This is a genomic window from Humibacter ginsengisoli, from assembly GCF_054780095.1.
The window spans coordinates 88,268-109,469 of the sequence record NZ_BAAGWZ010000004.1; the positions used below are offsets into that span (position 1 = coordinate 88,268).

The 21,202-nt window shown below is 67.5% G+C and carries 20 protein-coding genes; 12 read left to right on the forward strand and 8 right to left on the reverse strand.

Annotation, left to right across the window (positions count from 1 at the left end; genetic code table 11):
• The first annotated feature begins 5 nt into the window (after window positions 1-5).
• The 5 genes from ACYVI5_RS07070 (at window position 6) to ACYVI5_RS07090 (ending at window position 4,195) form a co-directional block, all read left to right on the forward strand.
• On the forward strand, window positions 6-581 hold the full coding sequence (locus ACYVI5_RS07070; RefSeq protein ID WP_460579587.1) for an SRPBCC family protein: 576 nt from the start codon (window positions 6-8) through the stop codon (window positions 579-581).
• Entirely contained in the window at window positions 578-934 is a 357-nt protein-coding gene (locus tag ACYVI5_RS07075; protein WP_460579588.1) for a YciI family protein, read from the forward strand. Before ACYVI5_RS07070 ends, ACYVI5_RS07075 begins: the two co-directional genes overlap by 4 nt.
• A 61-nt stretch (window positions 935-995) precedes the next feature.
• Window positions 996-2,444, forward strand: a complete 1,449-nt coding sequence (locus ACYVI5_RS07080) for an MFS transporter (protein ID WP_460579589.1) — start codon at window positions 996-998, stop codon at window positions 2,442-2,444.
• A gap of 68 nt (window positions 2,445-2,512) precedes the next feature.
• Window positions 2,513-3,355, forward strand: a complete 843-nt coding sequence (locus tag ACYVI5_RS07085; RefSeq protein WP_460579590.1) for a MerR family transcriptional regulator — start codon at window positions 2,513-2,515, stop codon at window positions 3,353-3,355.
• A 57-nt stretch (window positions 3,356-3,412) separates the two neighbouring features.
• Window positions 3,413-4,195, forward strand: a complete 783-nt coding sequence (locus ACYVI5_RS07090) for a MerR family transcriptional regulator (RefSeq protein WP_460579591.1) — start codon at window positions 3,413-3,415, stop codon at window positions 4,193-4,195.
• Window positions 4,196-4,308: 113 nt separating this feature from the next.
• Here the strand turns inward: ACYVI5_RS07090 and yczE are convergent, their stop codons facing one another.
• Window positions 4,309-5,154 carry a YczE/YyaS/YitT family protein gene (yczE, locus tag ACYVI5_RS07095; protein ID WP_460579592.1) on the reverse strand — a complete coding sequence of 282 codons (846 nt, stop codon included), beginning with the start codon at window positions 5,152-5,154 and terminating at the stop codon, window positions 4,309-4,311.
• Window positions 5,155-5,216: 62 nt separating this feature from the next.
• Here yczE and yczR point away from each other — a divergent pair, with 62 nt between their 5' ends.
• From yczR to ACYVI5_RS07120, 5 genes are all read left to right on the forward strand, one after another.
• Entirely contained in the window at window positions 5,217-6,647 is a 1,431-nt protein-coding gene (gene yczR, locus ACYVI5_RS07100; RefSeq protein ID WP_460579593.1) for an aminotransferase-like domain-containing protein, read from the forward strand.
• A gap of 112 nt (window positions 6,648-6,759) precedes the next feature.
• Complete coding sequence (locus ACYVI5_RS07105; RefSeq protein ID WP_460579594.1) at window positions 6,760-10,173, forward strand: efflux RND transporter permease subunit; 3,414 nt, start codon at window positions 6,760-6,762, stop codon at window positions 10,171-10,173.
• 363 nt (window positions 10,174-10,536) lie between these two features.
• Complete coding sequence (locus ACYVI5_RS07110) at window positions 10,537-10,833, forward strand: MmyB family transcriptional regulator (RefSeq protein ID WP_460579595.1); 297 nt, start codon at window positions 10,537-10,539, stop codon at window positions 10,831-10,833.
• 84 nt (window positions 10,834-10,917) lie between these two features.
• Window positions 10,918-11,202 carry a hypothetical protein gene (locus ACYVI5_RS07115; protein ID WP_460579596.1) on the forward strand — a complete coding sequence of 95 codons (285 nt, stop codon included), beginning with the start codon at window positions 10,918-10,920 and terminating at the stop codon, window positions 11,200-11,202.
• A 302-nt stretch (window positions 11,203-11,504) separates the two neighbouring features.
• Window positions 11,505-13,625: a DEAD/DEAH box helicase gene (locus tag ACYVI5_RS07120; RefSeq protein ID WP_460579597.1), complete on the forward strand. Its 2,121-nt coding sequence runs from the start codon at window positions 11,505-11,507 to the stop codon at window positions 13,623-13,625.
• 153 nt (window positions 13,626-13,778) lie between these two features.
• Here ACYVI5_RS07120 and ACYVI5_RS07125 read toward each other — a convergent pair whose 3' ends face one another.
• From ACYVI5_RS07125 to ACYVI5_RS07145, 5 genes are all read right to left on the reverse strand, one after another.
• Complete coding sequence (locus ACYVI5_RS07125; RefSeq protein WP_460579598.1) at window positions 13,779-14,210, reverse strand: hypothetical protein; 432 nt, start codon at window positions 14,208-14,210, stop codon at window positions 13,779-13,781.
• Between the two features lie 126 nt (window positions 14,211-14,336).
• On the reverse strand, window positions 14,337-15,155 hold the full coding sequence (locus ACYVI5_RS07130; RefSeq protein ID WP_460579599.1) for an ABC transporter permease: 819 nt from the start codon (window positions 15,153-15,155) through the stop codon (window positions 14,337-14,339).
• On the reverse strand, window positions 15,152-16,054 hold the full coding sequence (locus ACYVI5_RS07135; RefSeq protein ID WP_460579600.1) for an ABC transporter ATP-binding protein: 903 nt from the start codon (window positions 16,052-16,054) through the stop codon (window positions 15,152-15,154). The genes ACYVI5_RS07130 and ACYVI5_RS07135 overlap by 4 nt, the downstream gene beginning before the upstream one ends.
• A 581-nt stretch (window positions 16,055-16,635) precedes the next feature.
• Window positions 16,636-17,238 (reverse strand): AAA family ATPase, encoded by a 603-nt coding sequence (locus ACYVI5_RS07140; RefSeq protein WP_460579601.1) that lies wholly within the window; start codon window positions 17,236-17,238, stop codon window positions 16,636-16,638.
• Window positions 17,239-17,301: 63 nt separating this feature from the next.
• A complete protein-coding gene (locus tag ACYVI5_RS07145; protein ID WP_460579602.1) occupies window positions 17,302-17,979 on the reverse strand; it encodes a ribonuclease FAU-1 family protein in 678 nt (225 codons plus the stop codon).
• Between the two features lie 218 nt (window positions 17,980-18,197).
• On the opposite strand from ACYVI5_RS07145, the gene ACYVI5_RS07150 reads away from it, so the two are divergent.
• Window positions 18,198-18,344, forward strand: a complete 147-nt coding sequence (locus ACYVI5_RS07150; protein ID WP_460579603.1) for a hypothetical protein — start codon at window positions 18,198-18,200, stop codon at window positions 18,342-18,344.
• Window positions 18,345-18,602: 258 nt separating this feature from the next.
• Window positions 18,603-18,992, forward strand: a complete 390-nt coding sequence (locus tag ACYVI5_RS07155) for an MmcQ/YjbR family DNA-binding protein (protein WP_460537062.1) — start codon at window positions 18,603-18,605, stop codon at window positions 18,990-18,992.
• A 109-nt stretch (window positions 18,993-19,101) separates the two neighbouring features.
• Here the strand turns inward: ACYVI5_RS07155 and ACYVI5_RS07160 are convergent, their stop codons facing one another.
• Both ACYVI5_RS07160 and ACYVI5_RS07165 read right to left on the reverse strand, forming a co-directional pair.
• Window positions 19,102-19,812 (reverse strand): NUDIX hydrolase, encoded by a 711-nt coding sequence (locus tag ACYVI5_RS07160; protein ID WP_460579604.1) that lies wholly within the window; start codon window positions 19,810-19,812, stop codon window positions 19,102-19,104.
• Window positions 19,813-20,394: 582 nt separating this feature from the next.
• A complete protein-coding gene (locus ACYVI5_RS07165; RefSeq protein ID WP_460579605.1) occupies window positions 20,395-20,727 on the reverse strand; it encodes a hypothetical protein in 333 nt (110 codons plus the stop codon).
• Between the last annotated feature and the right edge of the window lie 475 nt (window positions 20,728-21,202).

The following is a 21,202-nucleotide window of genomic DNA, read 5'->3' on the forward strand; positions in this document are numbered from 1 at the left end:
GAACGATGAGTACCGAGCAGGACGCCGGCGGCGCAACGGTGCTGGCCTTCGTGCGTCCCCCTATCCGCAAGAGCATCGTGGTCCGCAGGGATCGTGATGCGGTGTTCGACACGTTCGTGCGCACGCTCGACCGCTGGTGGCCGCTGCGCCCGTTCTCGATGGGCGAGGACAAGGTGGCCGCGGTGACGTTCGAGCGTCGGGTCGGCGGCCGGGTCTACGAGACCTGGCGGGACGGCACCGAGCGGGAGTGGGGCGTCGTGCTCGACTGGGCGCCACCCGAACGGTTCGTGATGACGTGGAACGCGAGCGGCACGCCCACCGAGGTCGAGCTGCGATTCACCACGGCGGGAGCAGAACGCACCAGGGTGGATCTCGAGCACCGCGGATGGGAGAAGCTGAGTGAGGAGCAGCTGCGCGCGGACTGCGCGCTGCCCGGCGGCTACCTCGGCGGATCGTTCAGCCGGGGATGGGACGTCATCCTGCAGCGGCTGCTGGATGCGGCGGAGCATGACGGCAAGAGCGCTGCCGGTCATCTCGCCGATCGTGGTGCCGACATCCTGAACGGCCAGGAGGCGCCATGACAGACCTGCCCGCGCTACGTGACATCGACGATGACGAGATGCGACGGCATCTGACGCAGACGCGCAACTACACGGTCGTGGTGCTCCGTCGCGGGCCGAACTACGGGATGCAGAACGCCGCCGCCATCATCTGGGAGCACGGCAGGCGCAACATGCAGTTGCGCGACGCCGGGATCCTCTGTGTCGTGATGCCCGTACGCGACGGAGGGGCGCTCGCCGGTGTCGGCGTCTTCGACGCGTCGCTGGAGACGACGAGCGCCATCATCGCCGCAGACCCGGCCGTCGCCGCCGGGGTCTTGTCGGCCGAGGTGCACGAGGCATCCGGCTTCCCTGGAGACCACCTGCCCGCCTGACTGCGACGGCCGTGGCATCCGTTCTTGACTCTCCCGCCAGGGGAGACGGGAGAACGGTGTCATGACCGCACACGAAACCGACCTCCGTACCGCTCGTTCGCCGCTCGCCACCCAGGAACACCCTGGCTCCGACCCGACGCACGACACACCGCCATGGCGTTCGCTGTTCGCGCTTCTGATCGGCACGTTCATCACGGCGATCGACTTCTTCATCGTCAACGTCGCGCTGCCGTCGATGAAGGTCGAGCTGCACGCGACGCCGGGCGACCTCGAATGGCTCGTCGCGGCGTATTCCGTGGGCACCGCGTCGTGCCTCCTCATCGCGGGCAGGCTCGGTGACAGGTTCGGCCGCCGACGAGCCTTTCTCATCGGCATCTCCGTCTTCACGGCGGCCTCGATCCTCTGCGCGGCCGCTCCCGACCCTCGCCTGCTGGTCGCAGGCCGATTCCTTCAGGGGATGTCGACGGCGTTCGTCATGACGAGTGTGCTGGCGATGATCGGGTCGCTCTTCCAGGGCTCTGCACGAGCGCGCGCCATCGGCCTCTACGCCGCCGTTCTCGGCGTGGGTGCGGCAGCGGGCCAGATCATCGGCGGGCTGCTCATCAGCGGCGACGTCCTGAACATGGGCTGGCGCGCGATCTTCGCGATCAACGTGCCCATCGGCGTGCTGGCGCTCGTGCTCGCGCCGTTCGTCGTTCCCGCGACCAGGGGAACGGCGCATCGCATCGATGTGCTCGGGATGCTGCTCATGACAGTCGCCGTGCTCACGCTCGTCTTCCCGCTCATCGAGGGCCGGGATGCGGGGTGGGCGCCATGGGTGTGGGTGTGCTTCGCGTTCGTTCCCGTCGTACTCGCGACGTTCGTGGCGCAGCAGCGACGGCTCGAAGCCCGTGGGGGCGAGCCGATGTTCCCCAGGATGCTCGTGCGCACGCCCGCCTTCCGCTCCGGCATGCTGTGGCAGCTGGTCTTCTGGTGCGGGCAGGCATCCGTCTTCGTGGTTCTCACGCTCTACCTGCAGGTGGCAAGGGGGCTCACGGCTCTCGAGTCAGGCGGCCTCTTCCTCGGCCTGGCGGTCCCCTACCTTGCGGCGGTGATGCTCGCCCCGCGGGTGACCGCGCGTCTCGGCCGCGGGGTGCTCGTCGTCGGGGCGCTCTGCAACCTCGCCGGCTTCGCCGCGCTCGCCGTGGTCGCCCTGACGAACTCCGATGTGGCGTGGCTGCTCGTCGGGTTCGTGCTGTGTGGGGCTGCCCAGGGATTCAGCATCCCGCCGTCGACGCGCCTGGTTCTCGCCACCGCCGCTCCTGAGGAGGCAGGCATCGTCTCCGGCGCATTGTCGACCATGCAGCAGGTCGGCGGGTCGATCGGCGTCGCCGTGGTGGGAACCGTCTTCTTCGGTGTGGTGGGGGGCCACGGAGCCGCGCAGGCCTTCGCCGCGAGCCTGGTTCCTCTCGCGGCCATCGCGGCAGCGACACTCGGATTGACGTTCCTGCTTCCTCGAGGAGCCCGATGACGCAGGAACGGCGATCGATGCTCGCGTCGCCCCGTGGAGCGACTGCGGTTCCTGGCAGGATCGAGAACGTGGAACGCACGCTCGTCTCCATCGGCGACTTCTCGCGCATGACGCACCTCACGGTGAAGGCGCTGCGGTATTACCACGACGCCGCGGTGCTCGAACCCGCGAGCATCGATCCGCAGAGCGGATACCGCAGATACAGCACGGACCAGGTGCCGATCGCGCAGGTCGTGAGACGTCTGCGCGCCCTCGAAATGCCGATCGAGAGTGTTCGCGAGGTGGTGTCGGCGCCCGATGTGGCATCCAGGAACCGGGTGATCGCGGCGCATCTGCAACGCATGGAGGAGCAGCTAGCCAAGACCAGCGACGCCGTCGCATCGCTGCGTTCGCTTCTGGAACCGCACGACGATGCCGACCGGGACATCTCGTTCCGCACCCGTTCCTCGCAGTGGGCGCTCGCCATCGAGGGGCGGATGGACATCACGGATGCCGGCCCCTGGCTGGTCTCCGCGCTGACCGAGCTCATCGCGTTGGCTGACGGCACGGGCGCCGGACGGGATGGCCCGCCTGGCACCCTGTTCTACCCGGAACTCTTCGAGCAGGGGCGGGGTCGGCTGCTCGCATTCGTACCGATGAGCGCGCGGGGTGATGCGGACATCCGTTCCGAGCGAGTCGAGTGGGTGGAGCTCGCGGCAGGCGACACAGCCGTCATGACACACGTGGGCTCGCACGCCGACATGGACACGACATACGGAGCTCTCGGCAGCTACGTCTCGCGGCGAGCGATCGGGGTGGCTGGGCCCATCCGTGAGGACTTCCTCGTGTGGTCCCTGGACACCGACCGCGTCGAGGACTACCGCACCGAAGTGTCGTGGCCGGTGTTCCGCACCGCAGACGAAACGGAGTGAAGGCGATCCGTTCCATCGCTTGACATTGACGCTGCGTCAACCTTTAGCGTCGAAGGCATGACGGATGACACGGATGCCCGCGCCGCTGACGAGGCCGAGCTCTCGATCCAGCAGTTGGCGCGCTTGGTCGGCACGACCAGTCGCACGCTGCGGCACTACGACGACATCGGCCTCCTCAAGCCCAGCAGCATCGGCAGCAACGGATACCGCTACTACGACGAGCGTTCGCTCGTGCGGCTGCAGCGCATCCTGCTGCTGCGGGAGCTCGGGCTGAGGCTGCCCGACATCGGCGCGGTGCTCGAGCGGGAGACCGATGAGGCGACCGCGCTGCGCCACCACTTGCGCTGGCTGAAAAGCGAGCAGGAGCGGCTGGCGCGGCAGGCGGCATCCGTGAAGTTCACCATCGACGCACTAGAGAGAGGAGAGGCGGTCATGGCCGAGAAGGCTTTCGATGGATTCGATCACACCCAGTACAAGCAGGAGGTCGAGGAGCGCTGGGGCAAGGACGCGTACGCGAAGAGCGACGCGTGGTGGCGCTCGAAGACCGACGAGGAGAAGCGCGCATTCCAGCAGCAGCACCTCGACATCGCGGCGGACTACGCGTCGGCGCGTGCCGACGGCGTCGACCCGGCGGATGACCGGGTGCAGCAGATCGTGCGGCGTCACGTGGACTGGCTGAGCCTGTCCGCACCGGCGACCGGCGTCACCATCACGGCGCAGACGCTGCTCGGCTACGGCGACATGTACGTCGCCGACGACCGATTCGCCGCCAATTACGGCGGCACCGAGGGCGCGGAGTACGTGCGCGACGCGTTCCGGGTCTACGCCGACACGATGTAATTCCCAGCGAGACTAGGTGTATGGGATGACGCTGGGTGCATAGCGCCAGGTCTCATCGCATACGCCTAGTCTCACGTCGGGGGGGCGGCGGCGCGGGCGGCAGCGCGGACGGCTCAGCCGCGCGGGCCGAGCGCCCAGCGCTCGCGCACGGGCTCGCGGCGGCGAGCGGCGGCATCCGGTTCGACCAGGTGGTCGTGCAGGTCGCAGCGCTCGCCTTCGACGGCCGTGCGGAGCGTGGCGGTCGGCTCGGATCGCGCGCCCGCCCCGGCTGCCGCGCCACGGGCATCCGCGCGCCGCAGCGCGAACAGCGGGATCGCGACATGCACAAGCGGGCCGATGCACAGCGCATACGCGAGAGTGCCCCAGCCGACGTTGCCGCCCAGCAGCCACCCGACGAGCAGCACCACGGCCTCGATTCCGCTGCGCACGAGCCAGATCGGTCGACCAGTGCGGGCGTTCAGGCCGGTCATCAGGCCATCGCGCGGACCCGGACCGAACTGTGCACCGATATAGAGGCCGGATGCCACGGCGATGAGCAGCAGGCCGCCCGCGAACAGAAGGATGCGCACCCAGAGCAGATCCGGCTGCGGAATGACCCAGAGTCCGAACTGCGCCGACGGCCCGACAAGCAGCACGTTCAGCACCGTGCCGATGCCGGGGCGCTGGCGGAGCGGGATCCAGAACAGAAGAACGACGGCTCCGACGAGGTTCGTCACAAGGCCGAACGGGATTCCGGTGTGCTTCATGATGCCCTGCGAGAGCACGTCCCAGGGCTCGATGCCGATCGCGGCCTGCATCATCGCGGCGATGGCGATGCCGTACAGGAAGAGACCGGCGAGCAGCTGCGTGAACCGGCGAGCACGCGTCGCGGGACGAGTGCTCAGGGGCCGCAGACTCCATCGCCGCGTCCGGCTCCTTATCGCTGAGACGCCACCGGTCGTCGCGAGAATTGGCTGCATGTTAAGAATCCAATCCCTGAAGTGGCCTGTCTTTGTAGAGCCAATCCGGCTAAAGTGGCCTGATGGCATCGACGTCGATCGGCTCGCGGTCCCTGCTGGAGCTACTCGGTGAGTGGCGCGCAGACGGACCGTCCTATGAGGCACTGGCGGATCGCATCCGTCTGCTCGTCATCGACGGCCGGCTGCTCTCCGGCATCCGCCTGCCGGCCGAGCGCGAGCTCGCCGCGCAGTTGACGATCAGCCGCACCACGGTCACGGCCGCGTACCAGCGGCTCCGGGAACAGGGGTTCGCCACGAGCCGGCAAGGCTCGGGCACACGCACGGCGCTTCCCGGCCGGGCGGCTTCGCCCACCGCTCCGGCTCAGGGTCTCCTGGACTTCACCAAGGCCGCGCTGCCGGCACCGTCCATGATGCCGGATGCCGTGCGCCGGGCATCCGAGCAGGTCGCGTCGCTGCTCGGCGACACCGGGTACGACACCGTGGGGCTTCCCGTGCTGCGCGAGGCGATCGCCCGGCGGTACACCGAGCGTGGGCTCCCGACGGACGCGGACGAGGTGCTCGTCACCGTCGGCGCGCAGCAGGCGATCGCGCTGATCGCACGCGCACTGGTCAGTCGCGGCGACCGGGCGCTGATCGAGGTGCCGACGTATCCGCACGCGTACGACGCGATCGGTGCAGCAGGGGCGCGCATCGTGACAACTCCGGTCTCCGTCGAGTCGCGAGACGGCTGGGACGTGGAGACGTTCGAGTCCGTGCTCCGGCGCACGAGCCCTTCGGTGGCATACGTGATGCCGGACTTCCAGAACCCGACCGGGCGCTCGATGACGGCATCCGTGCGCCGCCGCGTGCTCGATGCGGCCGCTGCGCAGGGCACAGTAGTTGTGGCGGATGAGACGCCCGCGGAACTCGACATCGACCGGCCGCGGACCTACCCGCCGCTGGCAGCCTCGGCGAATGGTGCGCGTGTGATCACGATCGGTTCGGCCAGCAAGACGATGTGGGGCGGGCTGCGGATCGGCTGGGTGCGCGCGGACCGGCAGACCGTGCGGCGGCTGCACGCCGTGCGCGCCAACATGGACCTCGGCACGCCCGTTCTCGAGCAGCTCGTCGTCGCCGCCCTGTTCGAGAGCTACGAGACCGTTCTGGCCGAGCGGCGCCTGGCGCTCGCCGCTGGACGGTCGGCGATCGAGCGGGTCGTGCCCGATGCGTTCGGCGAGTGGAACGTGCCGCACGTGCACGGCGGCCTCGCGGCGTGGGTCAACATCGGTGCACCGGTCAGCTCTCAGCTCGCCTTGGCCGCCCGCAGCGAGGGCCTGCTGATCACCGCGGGTCCACGGTTCGGAGTGGACGGCGCGTTCGAGCGGTTCCTGCGCCTACCGCTGACGTACGACGAGTCGCAGGTCGAGCGCGCCGTCTCGGCGCTGCAGCGGGCGTGGCGGGCGGCATCCAGGCATCCGCTGCCCGAACCGGGGGTGCTCGCCGCCGTCGTCTGAGGGGTAGTTGACGGCGGTCAACCGTCCAGAGTGGGGTGCGATAATCGCCCGGTCGGCGGCGCTGCCGAGATTCTCACTCGCCCTGCTTCACATCAGACCTAAGGATCCGTACGTGCACTCCCTCGCCGTACTGAGCATGAAGAACCGTGCTCTCATCGGGCTCGCAACGCTCGTGGTCGTCGTGTTCGGTTTCATCGGTCTGTCGAACCTCAAGCAGGAGCTGACGCCGTCGATCGACTTCCCCGAACTGGTCATCGTGACCAACTACCCGGGGGCATCTCCGCAGGTCGTCGAGAACGACGTGAGCACGCCGATCGAGTCCGCCATTCAGAACGTGCCGAACCTCGACAGCACGTCGGCGGTGAGCAGCACGAACCAGTCGCTCATCACGGCGAAGTTCACCTACGGGTCCGACCTCGACACGGCCGAGCAGAAGATCAATCAGGCCATCGGCAACATCTCGTCTCGGTTGCCGTCGAACGTCAAACCGCAGGTGTTCGCCGGGAGCATCTCCGATCTGCCCATCATCGAGATGGCGGTCACGAGCGACGAGAACGAGAAGCAGCTCGCCGCCGACATCAAGCGGCTCGTGCTGCCCGAGATCACGAAGATGGATGGCGTCGCCTCCGCCCAGCTGATCGGCGCCGTCGGGCAGCGGGTCACCATCACACCCGACCCCGCGAAGCTCGCGGCGGCGGGGGCGAGCGTGCAGTCCATTCAGACCGCTCTGCAGCAGAGTGGTGTGCTGATCGGCGCGGGATCCATCACCGCAGACGGCAAGACCCTGTCGGTGCAGGCCGGGTCGACGCTCTCGTCGGTCGACCAGATCGCCGCGCTGCCGCTCGTGTCGACGGGGTCGGCATCCGCGGAATCGTCCGCGGCGGGCTCCGCCGCAGGCTCGGCCACAGGTGCATCCTCGCCGGGCTCGGCCACAGGTGGTGCATCCGCGGCCCAGAAGCAGGCAGCAACGCGGGCAGCCCAGACGCCGGTCGTGCACACGATCGGCGACGTCGCGACGGTCGCCATCACGGATGACCCCACCTCCTCCATCTCGCGCGTGAACGGCAAGCCCGCTCTCACGATCGCCGTCACGAAGACTCCGACGGCGAACACGGTTCAGGTGTCGAGCGAGGTCAAGAAGCAGACGTCGGCCTTCGAGAGCGCGCTCGGCCACAACGCGAAGTTCACCTCGGTGTTCGATCAGGCACCGTTCATCCAGCAGTCCATCAACTCGCTCGCCGAGGAAGGCGCGCTGGGTCTGCTGTTCGCCGTGGTGATCATCCTGATCTTCCTGCTCTCGCTCAGGTCGACGATCGTCACGTTCATCTCGATTCCCACCTCGGTGCTCATCACGTTCATCTGCATGTGGGCCGGCGGTTACACGCTGAACATCATCACGCTCGGCGGCCTCACCATCGCGATCGGACGGGTGGTGGATGACTCCATCGTCGTGATCGAGAACATCAAGCGGCACATTGTGCCGGGCATCGACCGGGCGAAGGCGATCATCGCCGCCGTTCGCGAGGTGGCCGGCGCCGTGACCGCCTCGACCCTGACGACGGTCGCCGTGTTCCTGCCGATCGCGTTCGTCGGCGACGTGACGGGGGAGCTGTTCCGGCCCTTCGCCGTGACGGTGACGATCGCCTTGCTCTCCTCGCTGCTCGTCGCTCTCACGATCGTTCCCGTGCTCGCGTACTGGTGGGTGCGTCCGCCGAGCCCGGCGAAGCTGCAGAAGCGCGCCGAGAAGCAGGCGGCGAAGGCGCGGCGCACGGCTGCGAAGAAGGGTGCGGAGCTCACGGCGGAGCAGCAGGCCGAGTTCGCTGCAGATGACGAGGCGGCTCACCTGTCGATCGCGGAAGCCGTGGCGAGCGGACACGACGAGCTCGAGCATCCGTCCCGCCTGCAGCGCGGATATCTGCCGATCATCAACTTCACGCTCAAGCACTCCGCGGTGACGATCATCATCGCCGTCCTTGTGCTGGGCGGCACGCTCGCGCTCGCACCTTTGATGAAGACCAACTTCCTCGGCTCCAGCGGGCAGAACACGCTCTCCGTCACGCAGACGTTCGAGCCCGGAACGAGCCTGCAGGCAGAGGACGATGCCGCGACCGTCGTGGAGAAGAAGCTGAGGAGCATCCACAGCATCAAGACCGTTCAGCTGTCCGTCGGCACCTCCGGGAGTGCGCTGGCGGATGCCTTCGGCCGCGGGGGCGCCAACACCGCAACGTTCTCGATCACCACCGACCCGAACGCCGACCAGGACGCCCTCCAGACGACGGTGCAGAACCAGCTGAAGAACCTCGATGTGCCCGGAGACCTGAAGGTGTCCGCGAGTGCAGGCTTCGGCGGTTCCAGCAACCTCGAGGTCGACATCTCGGCCTCGAATCAGAACGATCTGCGCACGGCCACCGATTCGGTCGTGAGCCAGCTGGACAAGCTGAGCTCGGTGAACCAGGTGACGAGCAACCTCGCCTCCACACTGCCGTACATCGCCGTGACGGTGAACCGCACGACGGCGGCCGAGTACGGTCTCAGCGAGGTGGCGGTGGGCACGCAGGTGTCGCAGGCCATGCAGCCCACGCAGGCCGGCACCGTCTCGATCGACAACACCTCGCTCACCATCTACATCGCCGACAAGAATCAGCCGATGACGGTCGATGAGCTGAAGGCTCTGCCGATCCAGACGGTGCGCGGGCCGCAGCCGCTGTCGACACTGGCCGACGTGCACGACGCCAAGGGTCCTGCCACCGTCACCACGCAGAAGGGCCTGCAGACCGCCACCGTCACCGCGAACCCGGTCGGCGACGACCTCACCACCGCCAACACGCAGGTGGCGCAGGCGCTGAAGAAGGCGGATCTGCCGAGCGGTGCATCCGCAACCATCGGCGGCGTCACGGCGAACCAGGGAAGCGCGTTCTCACAGCTGGGGCTCGCGATGCTGGCGGCCATCCTGATCGTCTACGTCGTCATGGTCGCCACGTTCAAGTCGCTGCGCCAGCCGTTGCTGTTGCTCGTCTCGATCCCGTTCGCCGCGACCGGGGCGATCGGTCTGCAACTGCTCTCTGGTGTGCCGCTGGGCGTGGCATCCCTCATCGGCATGCTCATGCTGATCGGCATCGTGGTCACGAACGCCATCGTGCTCATCGACCTGGTGAACCAGTACCGCAACAGGGGTCTCTCGGTTCCCGATGCGGTGCGGCACGGGGCATCCCGCCGGTTGCGGCCGATCCTGATGACGGCGCTCGCGACGATCTTCGCGCTGCTGCCGATGGCGCTCGGCGTCACCGGCCACGGCGGGTTCATCTCGCAACCGCTCGCGATCATCGTGATCGGCGGCCTCGTGTCGTCGACGCTGCTGACGCTCGTGGTGCTGCCCACGCTGTACAACCTCGTGGAGGGCGCCCGCGAACGGCGCCGGGCCCGCCGGGCGGCGAAGCGCGGAGCAGCGGATGCCGATGGGCACGAGCCGCCCGCCGCGCCCGACGCCGCACCGGAGCCGCCCAGCGAGCTGCAGCCCGCCCGGTAGCGACAGCACCAGCTCTTCAGGTCGCAGTTTCTGTCGACCGGCCGACCGAAGGGTGGCATCCTTTCTCATTCAGGTCGCAGTTTTTGTCGTACGGACGCCCGGGAAGCGACAGAAGCTGCGACCTGAAGACGGGGTGGCGGCGTGGAACCGGGTAGTGACGGGTCCTCCCCCGCGCGCCGGACGCCGGGTGGCGTCGGATGAACGGACAACCGCAGCGAGGTGCGCGAGTTCCTCACCAGCAGACGCGGCCCATCATCCGCTCGCCGTGCGTCCGCCCCGCTGCGGCCGAGCATGCAGCGAGTGCTCGACGACCTCGTGGGCGAGTTGTCGACGCAGTCGGACCGGTTCCGCACGCTCTAGGGTGTGCACAACGTGCGCTACCACCGCACGGGCGTGAAGCGCCTGCACCATCCGATCGTCGGCGACCTCGAGCTGACGTACGAGGCGCTCGAGTTGCCCGCCGATGCGGGGCTCACCATGTCGACGTACACGGCCGAGCCCGGGCGTCGTCCGCCGATGCGATCGTGCTGCTGGCGAGTTGGGCGGCGACCGCCGAGCTGCCTGCGCCGCACCAGGAGACAGCGCCCGCCGGGCCGTGACGGCGCTCCCACTGTGACCGCGGGACAGCGCCCGTGGCTCGCCCACCGCCACGGTTCGTAACTCCTGCAGCGTGTAACACACGACCGCCGGCTGCCGCGGCGGGCCGGTAGAGGGCCGCGCACCCCGCGGCCATCTGCAGGAGTTATGGACGCGGGTCGACGTTCACCGCGCGCGGCGTTCCCCGTGATCGGCGTCGCCGGATGGCGAGAATGGGCGCATGACGCCAGAGCCCTCGCGCACGCCAGAGCCCTCGCGCACATCTGGCCCCTCGCGCGCGGCAGGGCGCCTCAGCCGCATCGCGTCGTGCTCGCCTCTGCGGTGCTCGGGTACGTCGCACCGGTGATCGTGCAGCTGGTGGTCGTGCTTGTCATTGTCGTGCTGATGCTCGTGGCCGAGCGGTGGGCCACGGCCCGGCCCGCCCGGGCCTGACGATCTGCGACCGCATGTAACTCACGGCGCCCAGCAGAATGCCAGCCGGGCATCCGGTAGACTGTCGCAGTCGGCTCTGGACACCGCGCACTCGCGCGGATGGGTTTGTAAGTCTTGTGGGCCGGTTCCGCCTGGTGCGAAGAGCACCTATCGCGTCGATGCACGCCGCGGCGGATGGCCCTGTATGGAACGGTCCTCATCGAGGCGGCGATCTACGCCGCCTGCCCGAGGTTCTGCAAGGACGCGACGACTTGTCGCGGGTTCTGCCCTGCACACTCGAGAACAACCCAGAAGAATCCTTGATGCCCAAGAACAAGAAGCCTGCCGGTCGACCGAACTACGACCCGGACTACGCCAAGAAGTCGAGCGGCTACAAGTCGTTCGGCGCGAAGTCCGACTCCAAGCCGGGCAGCCGCAGCGCCGGCCACCGCGGCTACCGTCCGGATGAGGCGGATGCCCCGAAGAAGCGTCGCTGGACCGCCGACGAGCGCGCCGCTCGCGGCCACGCCGCCGAGCGTCCACGTGGAGCTGGCGACGACCGCCGTCGCGACGACGCCGAGTACTCGCGTCCGTCGCGCGGCAACGCGAGCGGATACCGCGATCGCCGTGATGACCGCCCCGCAAGGGATGACCGCCCGCGCTACGACCGCGGAGCACGTGACGAGCGTCGTTCCGGCGGCGATGAGCGCCCGCGCCGCGACTTCGACCGTCCGCGTCGCTTCGACGACGACCGCGCAGCGCGCCGTCATGACGATGGCCGGCCCGCGCGTCGCTCCGACGGGGACCGCCGCTTCCACGACGAGCGACCCGCTCGCCGTTTCCACGACGATGAGCGCCCTGCTCGCCGGTACGACGATGACCGGCCGGCGCGCCGCTTCGACGACAATCGCCCGGTGCGTCCTTACGGCGACGACCGACCGCGCCGCTCGTTCAATGACAGTGACCGTCGCTCTGACGACCGACCGCGCCGCCGTTCCGACGACGACCGTCCCCGCCGTTCCTTCGACGGTGACCGCCCCCGCCGTTCCTTCGATGACGACCGTCCGCGCCGCTCGTTCGACGACCGCGCCGATCGCCGCCCCGCCCGTCGCGACGAGGCTCCTCGCGAGCGCCGCGACTCCGACTTCTACCCGAAGCGCGACGAGCGTGTCTCGCACACGTCGAACGACGACGTCGTGCTCGAGAGGCTGCAGGCCGAGGCGATCGAGGCATCCGATGTCGAGGGGGTGACCTTCGGCGATCTCGGCCTCGGCGGCAACATCGTGCGTGCCCTCACCGAGCTCGGCGCGCCGAGCCCGTTCCCGATCCAGGCGGCCACGATCCCCGAGGTGCTTGTCGGCCGTGACGTGCTCGGCCGCGGCCGCACCGGCAGCGGCAAGACCATCGCGTTCGCAGCCCCGCTTGTCGAGAGGCTGATGCAGCTTTGGGCCGAATCCGGCCGGGGTAACGGCAAGCGCACCATGGGCCGCGCTCCGCGAGCGCTCATCATGGCGCCCACCCGCGAGCTCGCGCTGCAGATCGACCGCACGGTGCAGCCGATCGCCCGCAGCGTCGGCCTCTTCACGACACAGATCTACGGCGGCGTCCCGCAGGCTCGCCAGGTGGGTGCGCTGCGTCGCGGCGTCGACATCGTGATCGGCACCCCGGGCCGCATCGAGGACCTCATCGAGCAGGGCCACCTCGACCTCAGCGAGGTCGTCATCACCGTGCTCGACGAAGCCGACCACATGTGCGACCTGGGCTTTCTCGAGCCGGTGCAGCGGATCATCCGTCGCACCTCGGAGGGTGGCCAGAAGCTGCTGTTCTCGGCCACGCTCGACAGCGGCGTCGCCTCGCTCGTCGACGAGTTCCTCGTGGATCCCGCGGTGCACGAAGTGGCGGGTGAGGACCAGGCGTCCGGCACCATCGACCACCGCGTGTTCGTGATCGAGCACCGGGAGAAGGGTCAGATCGTCGAGCAGCTCGCCGACCGCGACGGCAAGACGCTGATCTTCGCCCGCACCCGCGCATTCGCGGAGCAGTTGGCCGACCAACTCGACGACGCGGGCATCCCTGCGGTGTCGCTGCACGGAGACCTGAGCCAGTCCCGGCGCCAGCGCAACCTCGACAAGCTGTCGAACGGTCGCGTCTCGGTGCTGGTGGCGACGGATGTCGCTGCGCGCGGCATCCATGTCGACGACATCGATCTGGTGATCCAGGCGGATGCCCCCGACGAGTACAAGACGTATCTGCACCGGTCCGGTCGCACGGGTCGCGCCGGCAAGCCCGGCACGGTCGTGACGCTGATCCCGCGTCAGCGCCGCCGTCGCATGACGGAACTGCTGGGTCGCGCGGAGATCGAGGCGGCGTTCGAAGAGGTTGCGGCCGGCGACTCGCGCATCAGCGACGTCGTTGTGGCGGCAACCGAGGCCTCCGTCGCCTGACGCGCCTCGCTGATCGGTTCATAACTCCTGCAGCCGTGGTCGGCTGTTCGCCCCCCGGCCCGCGTCTTCGGCCCCGACGAGCCCCGGCCCACGGTTTTGCAGGAGTTATGAACGCGAGGGTCGTGAGGCCTCGACTCGCCGGCCGGGGCGGCGTCAGTGGACGATGGATGCTCGCTGCCGGAGCAGCGCGCCCGCGCCGATTGCGACGTAGAGGGCCGCCGCCACGACGAATCCGACCGACATGAGGAAGGACAGCCAGCCGCTGCCCGTCATCATCGTCCCCACGCCGGCCAGGAACGTGAGGATGATCACGATGAACGCCCACAGTGCCGAACGCACGCCCGCTCCTTCCGCCCGGGCGGCCATCCAGACCCGCACCGACACGACGATGAGGCCTATGCCCACGAGCGCGTGCAGCCCCAGGACGATGCCGGCGACCGCGGTCCCGGCGCCGGAGTTCTCTTCGGGACTGCCGATGAGGTTGGCGGCCATGCCGAGCAGGAACTGCAGCCCCAGTGCGAAGAGCGCCTCCCGGGATCGGCGGGTCAGCTTCTCCGCGCTGCTTCTCCGCGTTTGCGTTGACATCGGCGTCTCCTCTCGGCCGATCCGTTCGGCTCGCAACGCCATTCTGTTCACGGCCGGTGCCCGCTGTCATGAGGCGACGGGAGTATCGCCGGTACTCTCCGCGGAGTAGATCCGCCCGGTTGCCGCTCAGGTCACGTCACGGCGCCAGGTGGTCAACCAGCCGAGCACGCTGAACAGCACGGCGTATCCGACGAGCACGAGACCGCCCTGCCACCAGTCCAGGATGGCGGAGCCGGGCGTGGAGACCGTGAAGAAGCTCGCTCCGACCAGGCCGTCGCTCGCGGTGCCCGGGAGGAACTTCGTGACGGATCCCGCGGCATCCGAGAAGCTGCCGGCCAGCCGCAGCAGCGGCTCCAGGAACTGCGTGAACGCGAGGATGATGACGATCACTGCGGCCTGATTCGGCACCAGCACGCCGAGCCCGACGCCGATCACAGCCCAGAGCGCCATAGCGATGAGCGCCCGGCCGAACAGCGCCCACGTGTCGCTGTCGCCGAGCATCGTGTCGACGCCGGTCGCGGAGAGGGCGATGGCACCTCCGCCGACGGAGGCGATCAGTGCGATCACTCCGTACATCGCGCCCATCACGAGCGAGGTGACCGACTTGGCGCCGAGCACTCGACCGCGGTGCGGGTTGGCGAGGAACGTCGGCGTCAGGGTCTGGTGGCGGAACTCGCCCGTTGTGGCGAGGGCACCGAGCAGCACGGGGAAGACGTAGCCGACCGAGGAGGCGAAGCTGTAGATGAGCGGCGCAAGGTGACCGAAGTGCGGCGTCTGGCCGTTCGCGGTGTGCAGGTGACCCGTCGACAGTGCCGCGAACAGGGTGCCCAGCCCGCCTGAGATCAGAGCGACGTACCCGAACAGCACGATCGCCAGCACCCACCACATGCGTGTGGTGAGGAACTTCGTGAACTCGGATCGGATGCCCGCGATGAAGCCGTTCACAGCGAGTCCCCTTCTCCGACCAGCGAGAGGAAGACATCCTCCAAGCCCGATCTCTGCCGTTGAAGCGCGCTCAGTTCGACGCCCGCGGCGAAGGCGATGTGACCGATCTGTGCGGCCTCGGTGCCGTGCACTACGAGCCCGCTGCGCACGACCTCGAACTCGAGACCCGCGGATGCCAGTGCCTGGGAGAGCGCGTCGCGGTCGGGGGAGTCCACGAGCACCGAGATGTGGTCGCCCGCCTCGAGGCTTTCCAGCGTGCCGCGGTGCACGAGCTCGCCCTTGGCGATGATCACGACCTCGTCGACGCTCTGCTGCACCTCGCTGAGCAGGTGCGACGAGACGAGAACGGTGCGGCCTTCGGCGGCGAGTTCGCGCAGGAACAGCCGGATCCACTTGATGCCCTCGGGGTCGAGCCCGTTGATCGGCTCGTCGAGCACGAGCACGCCTGGATCTCCGAGCAGCGTGAATGCGAGGCCAAGGCGTTGGCGCATCCCCATGGAGTAGCCGCCGACGCGGCGGTCGGCGTACTCGGTCAACCCGACCAGGTTCAGCACCTCGGCTACGCGACCGCGCTCGATACGAGCCGCCTGCGCGTAGACCAACAGGTGGTTGCGGGCTGTGCGGCCGGGGTGGAAGCTCGCCGCCTCGAGCGATGCCCCGACCGTCGTGAGCGGTGATGCGAGATCGTGATACCTGACGCCGTCGAACGTCGCCGTGCCGCTCGTCGGCGAGACGAGCCCGAGCAGCATGCGCAGCGTCGTCGTCTTGCCGGCGCCGTTCGGGCCGAGGAACCCGGTGACGCGGCCGGGCTCGACCGTGAAGCTCAGATTCGAGACCGCGGTGACATTCCCGAAGCGTTTGGTGATGCCGTCGATCTGGATCGGGATGCCGGTGGACATCGAAGACCCCCTTCGCCACGTGCGGGGACGTGGAGCGAGCACGGAGCGCCGGCGGTGCCCGAGCGGCTGAGGCGCACCATTAGTGAACGTACCGGTCTAGGGTTCGCGTGTCGAGGGTGGGATTCGGCGCTGTACGGCCGATGCGGCGGGCCCAGTGGTAAGGCTCCGACAAGCCGGGTCGATCTCGCGTCGGACCTGTGGATTGGGTGGATGCCGAACGGTGAGTGCTGCTGCTCGTTCGTCGAACCGCGATCGCGCACGACCGCGTGCTGAACGTGTTGCAGTTAGGCCCTCCGGGATTCAGTTGGTCGACGCAACACCCGATTGAAGGTGTTCGCTGATGTATCTGTCGCTGTCCTCGCCTGCAACCGTGCGGCTCCTGCCCGCAGCGGGCCGGCTTGTGGGCACGCAGAGCGGCCGGCGTGCCGGAGAGAAGTTCGTGCCCCATTTCCCTTCGCCGATCCATGTCCGACCATCGAAGTGAACCTTGAACGAGCGGTGCATTTGGGTCGGCAGGGCGCTGGTTATATCGGCTCTCGCTCTGCTTGCGTGCCAGGCTGATGATGCATGCGGCGTAGGGGTCACACGATGATCTGTCCGAGTTGCGCCAGCGCGTCATCAACAGCTTCGACCGCTCGCGTGTCGCAGCTGATCACCGACCCTCGCAGGTCGAGCACCTCAGCGCGCCCATCTGCCAGGCTGGCGCGGAAGCCGTCGATGCGCTCGTTGTCGGCGTGTCCAGGATGCCGAAGACCGTCTCGCTCGCGCTGAGTGAACCTGCGCACTAGTTCGTCATCGGAGGCTGTGCAGTGCACTTGGATCGCCGTGAACCCGTACCTCTCCTGCCAGGCTTGAAACTTCGCGCTCTCAATCGCAGCGTTGTACGCAGCGTCGATGATGAATGACGAGCCGGTGCGAAGCTGCAATTCGATGATGTAGTCCAGCAGAGCGAAGCTGGCCCTGCCTAGCCGCTCCGACCACGCCTGGTCTCCGACGCCGAGTAGGTCGAAAAGGAGCTCCTTCACTGCGTCCTTAGCCACGATGGGAAGGCTCCATCGCTCTGCGACGAGCTCACTTATGGTGCTCTTTCCCGATGCTGGACGCCCGACGACAAGGACCACAACCTGGTCGACCGGCCTGGCGGTTTTTGAATGCACGGGTCCTCCAAGTCGGTCCACCAACATGTGCGCCCAGAGCCTCGGCAGTAGGTTGTCCGAACCGCCGGAACGCCCCGCTCGAGGAATCTCTTAGCGGAGCACGTTCCATTCTGCTGGCATCGTTGCTGCAGGCCAGGTCGGATCAGGAATCCACTGCGACCAGTCAGCGTCGAAGGGGAAGCCGCGCGCCTGCGCAATCCTGGTTGCCTCGTTACCAGCGCCCTCGATGATCGAACGCATCCACTGCGGCCAGTGTCCAGTTTGAGCGTAGAAGGCGAGTTCATCCTCGTCCTTGTACCGGACGGACCAGGCTCCGTCCGCACCGGTCGAGGCCACCACATCGAGGGTCCAGTCCTGGGTATCGAAGCCAATAGTAGTTCGCGACCACGGACGTTCGAGGTTCACGTACCAGTCTGGAAGCCAGTCTGATCCGTCGTGCCATCGCCAGACAGACCATCGCGAGCCCTTCGGGTGCACGCGCACAACGGGCGCTCCGAACCACTCGGCCTCGACGTACGACCCATCCCAGTTCTCAGGCAAAACGAGCCTGCCGTTCGGGCCGCTTCCGTTGCCGGCTCGTCGCCGCACTTCGGATCCGGGCACCGTGGCCACCACGGCGAGTTCACCGTCGTCGATGAGAACGCGTCCCGCAGCGGCGAAACCGACAGCCTCACCGTGCGCGCCGAAGGTGTTCACGCTGCGGAGCACGACACTATCGCCGGTGCGGAATGGTTTGGTCTGGGTGTCGATCGGGCCCGCGATATCCATCCATTGATGCTTCCACTTCGCATCTCCCGCGGAGCCCAAGCACGCGCCACCAGCGTCGATCATCCCCAGAGCGGGCGGTGTGACAGCTGCGGCCCCGTCTGAATCGACACGCGATACCTGAGCGGGACTCGTTCGTCGACCACACCAGGTTGACGCTTCATCGCACGCAAAAGCATCGTTCAAAGTTCTTCCGTCGTCAGCTGCGTTGGAGGGATTCGGTGAAGATCTGGACGTTCGTGCGCGACACGCACCGGCAGCTGCTGGCCCGCTCGACAGCGGCGCGTGCGTGCTGGGGTCGCTGGTCGCTGAGCCGCTCGTCGCAGGCGTTGGCTCCCTCGATCCGGATTATCGAGTCCTGGCTCTGAAAGATCGCCTCGATCAGAACGTCAGCCCGCAGCAGGAATTATCGCGACGGCGAAGAACCAAGGACGGAAGTTCGGGGTCGCGGCCATCGTTGTTGCCAGCGCCGCGCCCATCCTCAGCGTGATTGTCTTAACGGTCGGCGGCAGCATCGCCGGAACTCGCATTACTCGATAGCGTGGGCGAAACCACGCCCGCCCGGTCAAGGATCGCTGACTGATGCGCCGTGTTTCGGTGTCGGTGGCACGGAATATCTTCGGACGATGGCCGATCTCGACGATCTGCGCCGCACTGCTGTTGGGTTGCCTGGTAGTGAGGAGCGCGCGACGACAGGCGGCGCTGCTTGGTTCGTGCGCGGCAAGCTGTATGCGTGGGAGTGCCATCCTTGGCCCAGCGTCCCCGTAGACATGCGCGAGATCGTCGCGTCCGAACTTGTCGTCGGCGTGAAGGTCGCCGACAGCCTGGACGCGCTCGCCCTTATCGAGATGGCGCCCACGGTGTTTCTGCGCACCACAACGCCCTGGGGACAACCGAAGGTCGCGTTCCGCATGGCCGGCATCGACCAGGACCATCTTGCCGAGCTCGTGACGGAGGCGTGGCGTGTTCAGGCTCCAAAGTATTTGCGGCGTGAGTTCGACGACATCGGCCATTAGACGACGAATCGGACAAGGAACGCCTCACTGTGCCCCCCCGGTGGCGTGGCTAGATTGCCCCGACGATCCTGCCCGCAGGCGAATCGTTCAGTGGGCGTTGCGTTCTTGGTCAGGGGATGATGCCGCGGAGCGCTGCCCACTGCAGCAGCATGATGGTCTTGCCGTCCACGATCGCACCATCGGTGATCATCCGGAGCGCCTCCTGGAACTGTAGTTCCAGGACCTCGATCTCCTCGCCCTCGTCCGCGACACCGCCACCAGCGCCGGTGCGGTCAGCGGGTGTGTACGCGCCGGCATAGAAGTGCACGCGTTCGGTGACCGAACCCGGACTCATGTACGCGTCGAACACGTGCGTCAAGTCCCGCACCTCAACTCCGAGCTCTTCGCTCGCCTCTCGACGGATCGCAGTCTCCGGATCATCCGCATCCAGCAGACCCGCTGCCGCCTCGATAAGCATGCCGTCCGGGTGGTCGTTCACATAGGCAGGAAAGCGGAACTGTCTCGTCAGCAAGACCGTGCCGCGCTCCGGATCGTAGAGCAGGATCGTTGCGCCGTTGCCGCGATCGTACGTCTCGCGCTGTTGAGTCGACCACACGCCATCGCGTCCACGCATGTCGAAGGTCGTCCGGCGCAGCACGTGCCAACCGTCCGAGGTGACCTCGACGTCACGGATAACAACATTTGCGTTGCCGACAAGGCCGCGACCAATCTGATCCAGACCAGTACGGCCCCGACTATCCGGGAGGCCGGCGCCGCGCGCAGCGTTGTAATCGGCGGGCTTCGCGAGTGCTGCAGATGGCGCCGTCGCTTCTTCGGTCATGCAGCCATCTTCTAGGGCTGGCGGGCCGGCACAAACGACATTCGGCCGGGCGTCGGCGCCTGCTGAGTGACCCCGTTGTGGGCGGACATCGCTCTTATGCTCGATAAGTGTCGCAAGTTGTGCTGATGAACGATCCAGCGGTGACGAGTATCGTCGAACGCCGGGAAGCTTTCAGGGTCGATAGTCGTCTCGTGGCTGCTCGTAAAGCTTCGTTGCATACGTGTCCGAGCTGCGACCGCCGTTCAGGCCGCCGCCGACCTGTCTCACCACTCCGGCGACCCAAGCCAAGAATCGGCTGATCGCCCGCCATACGGTCACGAATTGACCCTACGCCCCGCCCGCGGGCGGATTCACTATCGGGGGGTGATAATCCTGGTTTTCGTTTCGGACCACAGTGCTTCCAGCCGTGCGTTCCATGGCAGCGCCATCATCCTGGCATCGAGTCGTCGCTCCAATCCCGCTGGCGTTACCCACTCGGCCGCCATTACCTCGCTCGCTTGAAGGCGCAGCTCCAGGAAGCCGAACGCGCCGCCCGCTGAGCGATCCGCCAGCGGGGCCCCACTATCGCGTCGGTGCGGCGGGTCACCACTGCTCGTTGATGGTCCGTGCGCGGGCCTGGATTCTGGAGAGCTGGCCGTGGAACACGTACGACAGGCCCGTGATAGCGACGAGCAACGGACCTAGATATCCGAGGATGCTGGCCACCGGTTCCCAGGAGACGAAGTAGAACGGGATCGACAGCAGGTAGCAGCATCCGACCGCGAAGAGTGTCCATCGTGCGAATCCGTGGAGTATGCCGGCCCGGGTCGCGACGAATCCGGCGGCGAGTGTTGCTAGGGCGAAGGCGATGACGAGCACCGAGTTGACGACTGCCGCAATCGGCGAGACGCCTCCGGTTGCGGTGGACGTCGCCACTGCGATCCAACCGAATACCACCAGGACTAGATTGCGCGCCCCGAACAGGATCAGTGCGGCGATACCCCATTGAGAACGGCCACGATACCCGCTCCGTGGCGCTGGCCCACGGCCAGACTTGCCGCCGCCGCGCAGATGAGGATGCTCGCGGCCGCGTTCCACACTCCGGCCGACACGATATGCGTGAACGGCGCACCTACGAGACCCCGGAGGATCCCGCCCAACGCGAGACCGGCCCCACCGCACAGCATCGTCGCCCGCCCCGTACTCTCATGCGACAAGACCACGACGGCAGCCTCCTAACCGGTCAACATTGACGCCTGAACATACCGCCGCTAACAGCACGCACCAGAGGACTGGCTTACGGGTGCACCCGCGCCTGGTTTGACGATCCGATGCGACTGCATGTTGATGCGCACGGTGCCAGTACCTCGCGGCTACGGCACCGTGACCACGCGATCCGCGGGGCGGGTCG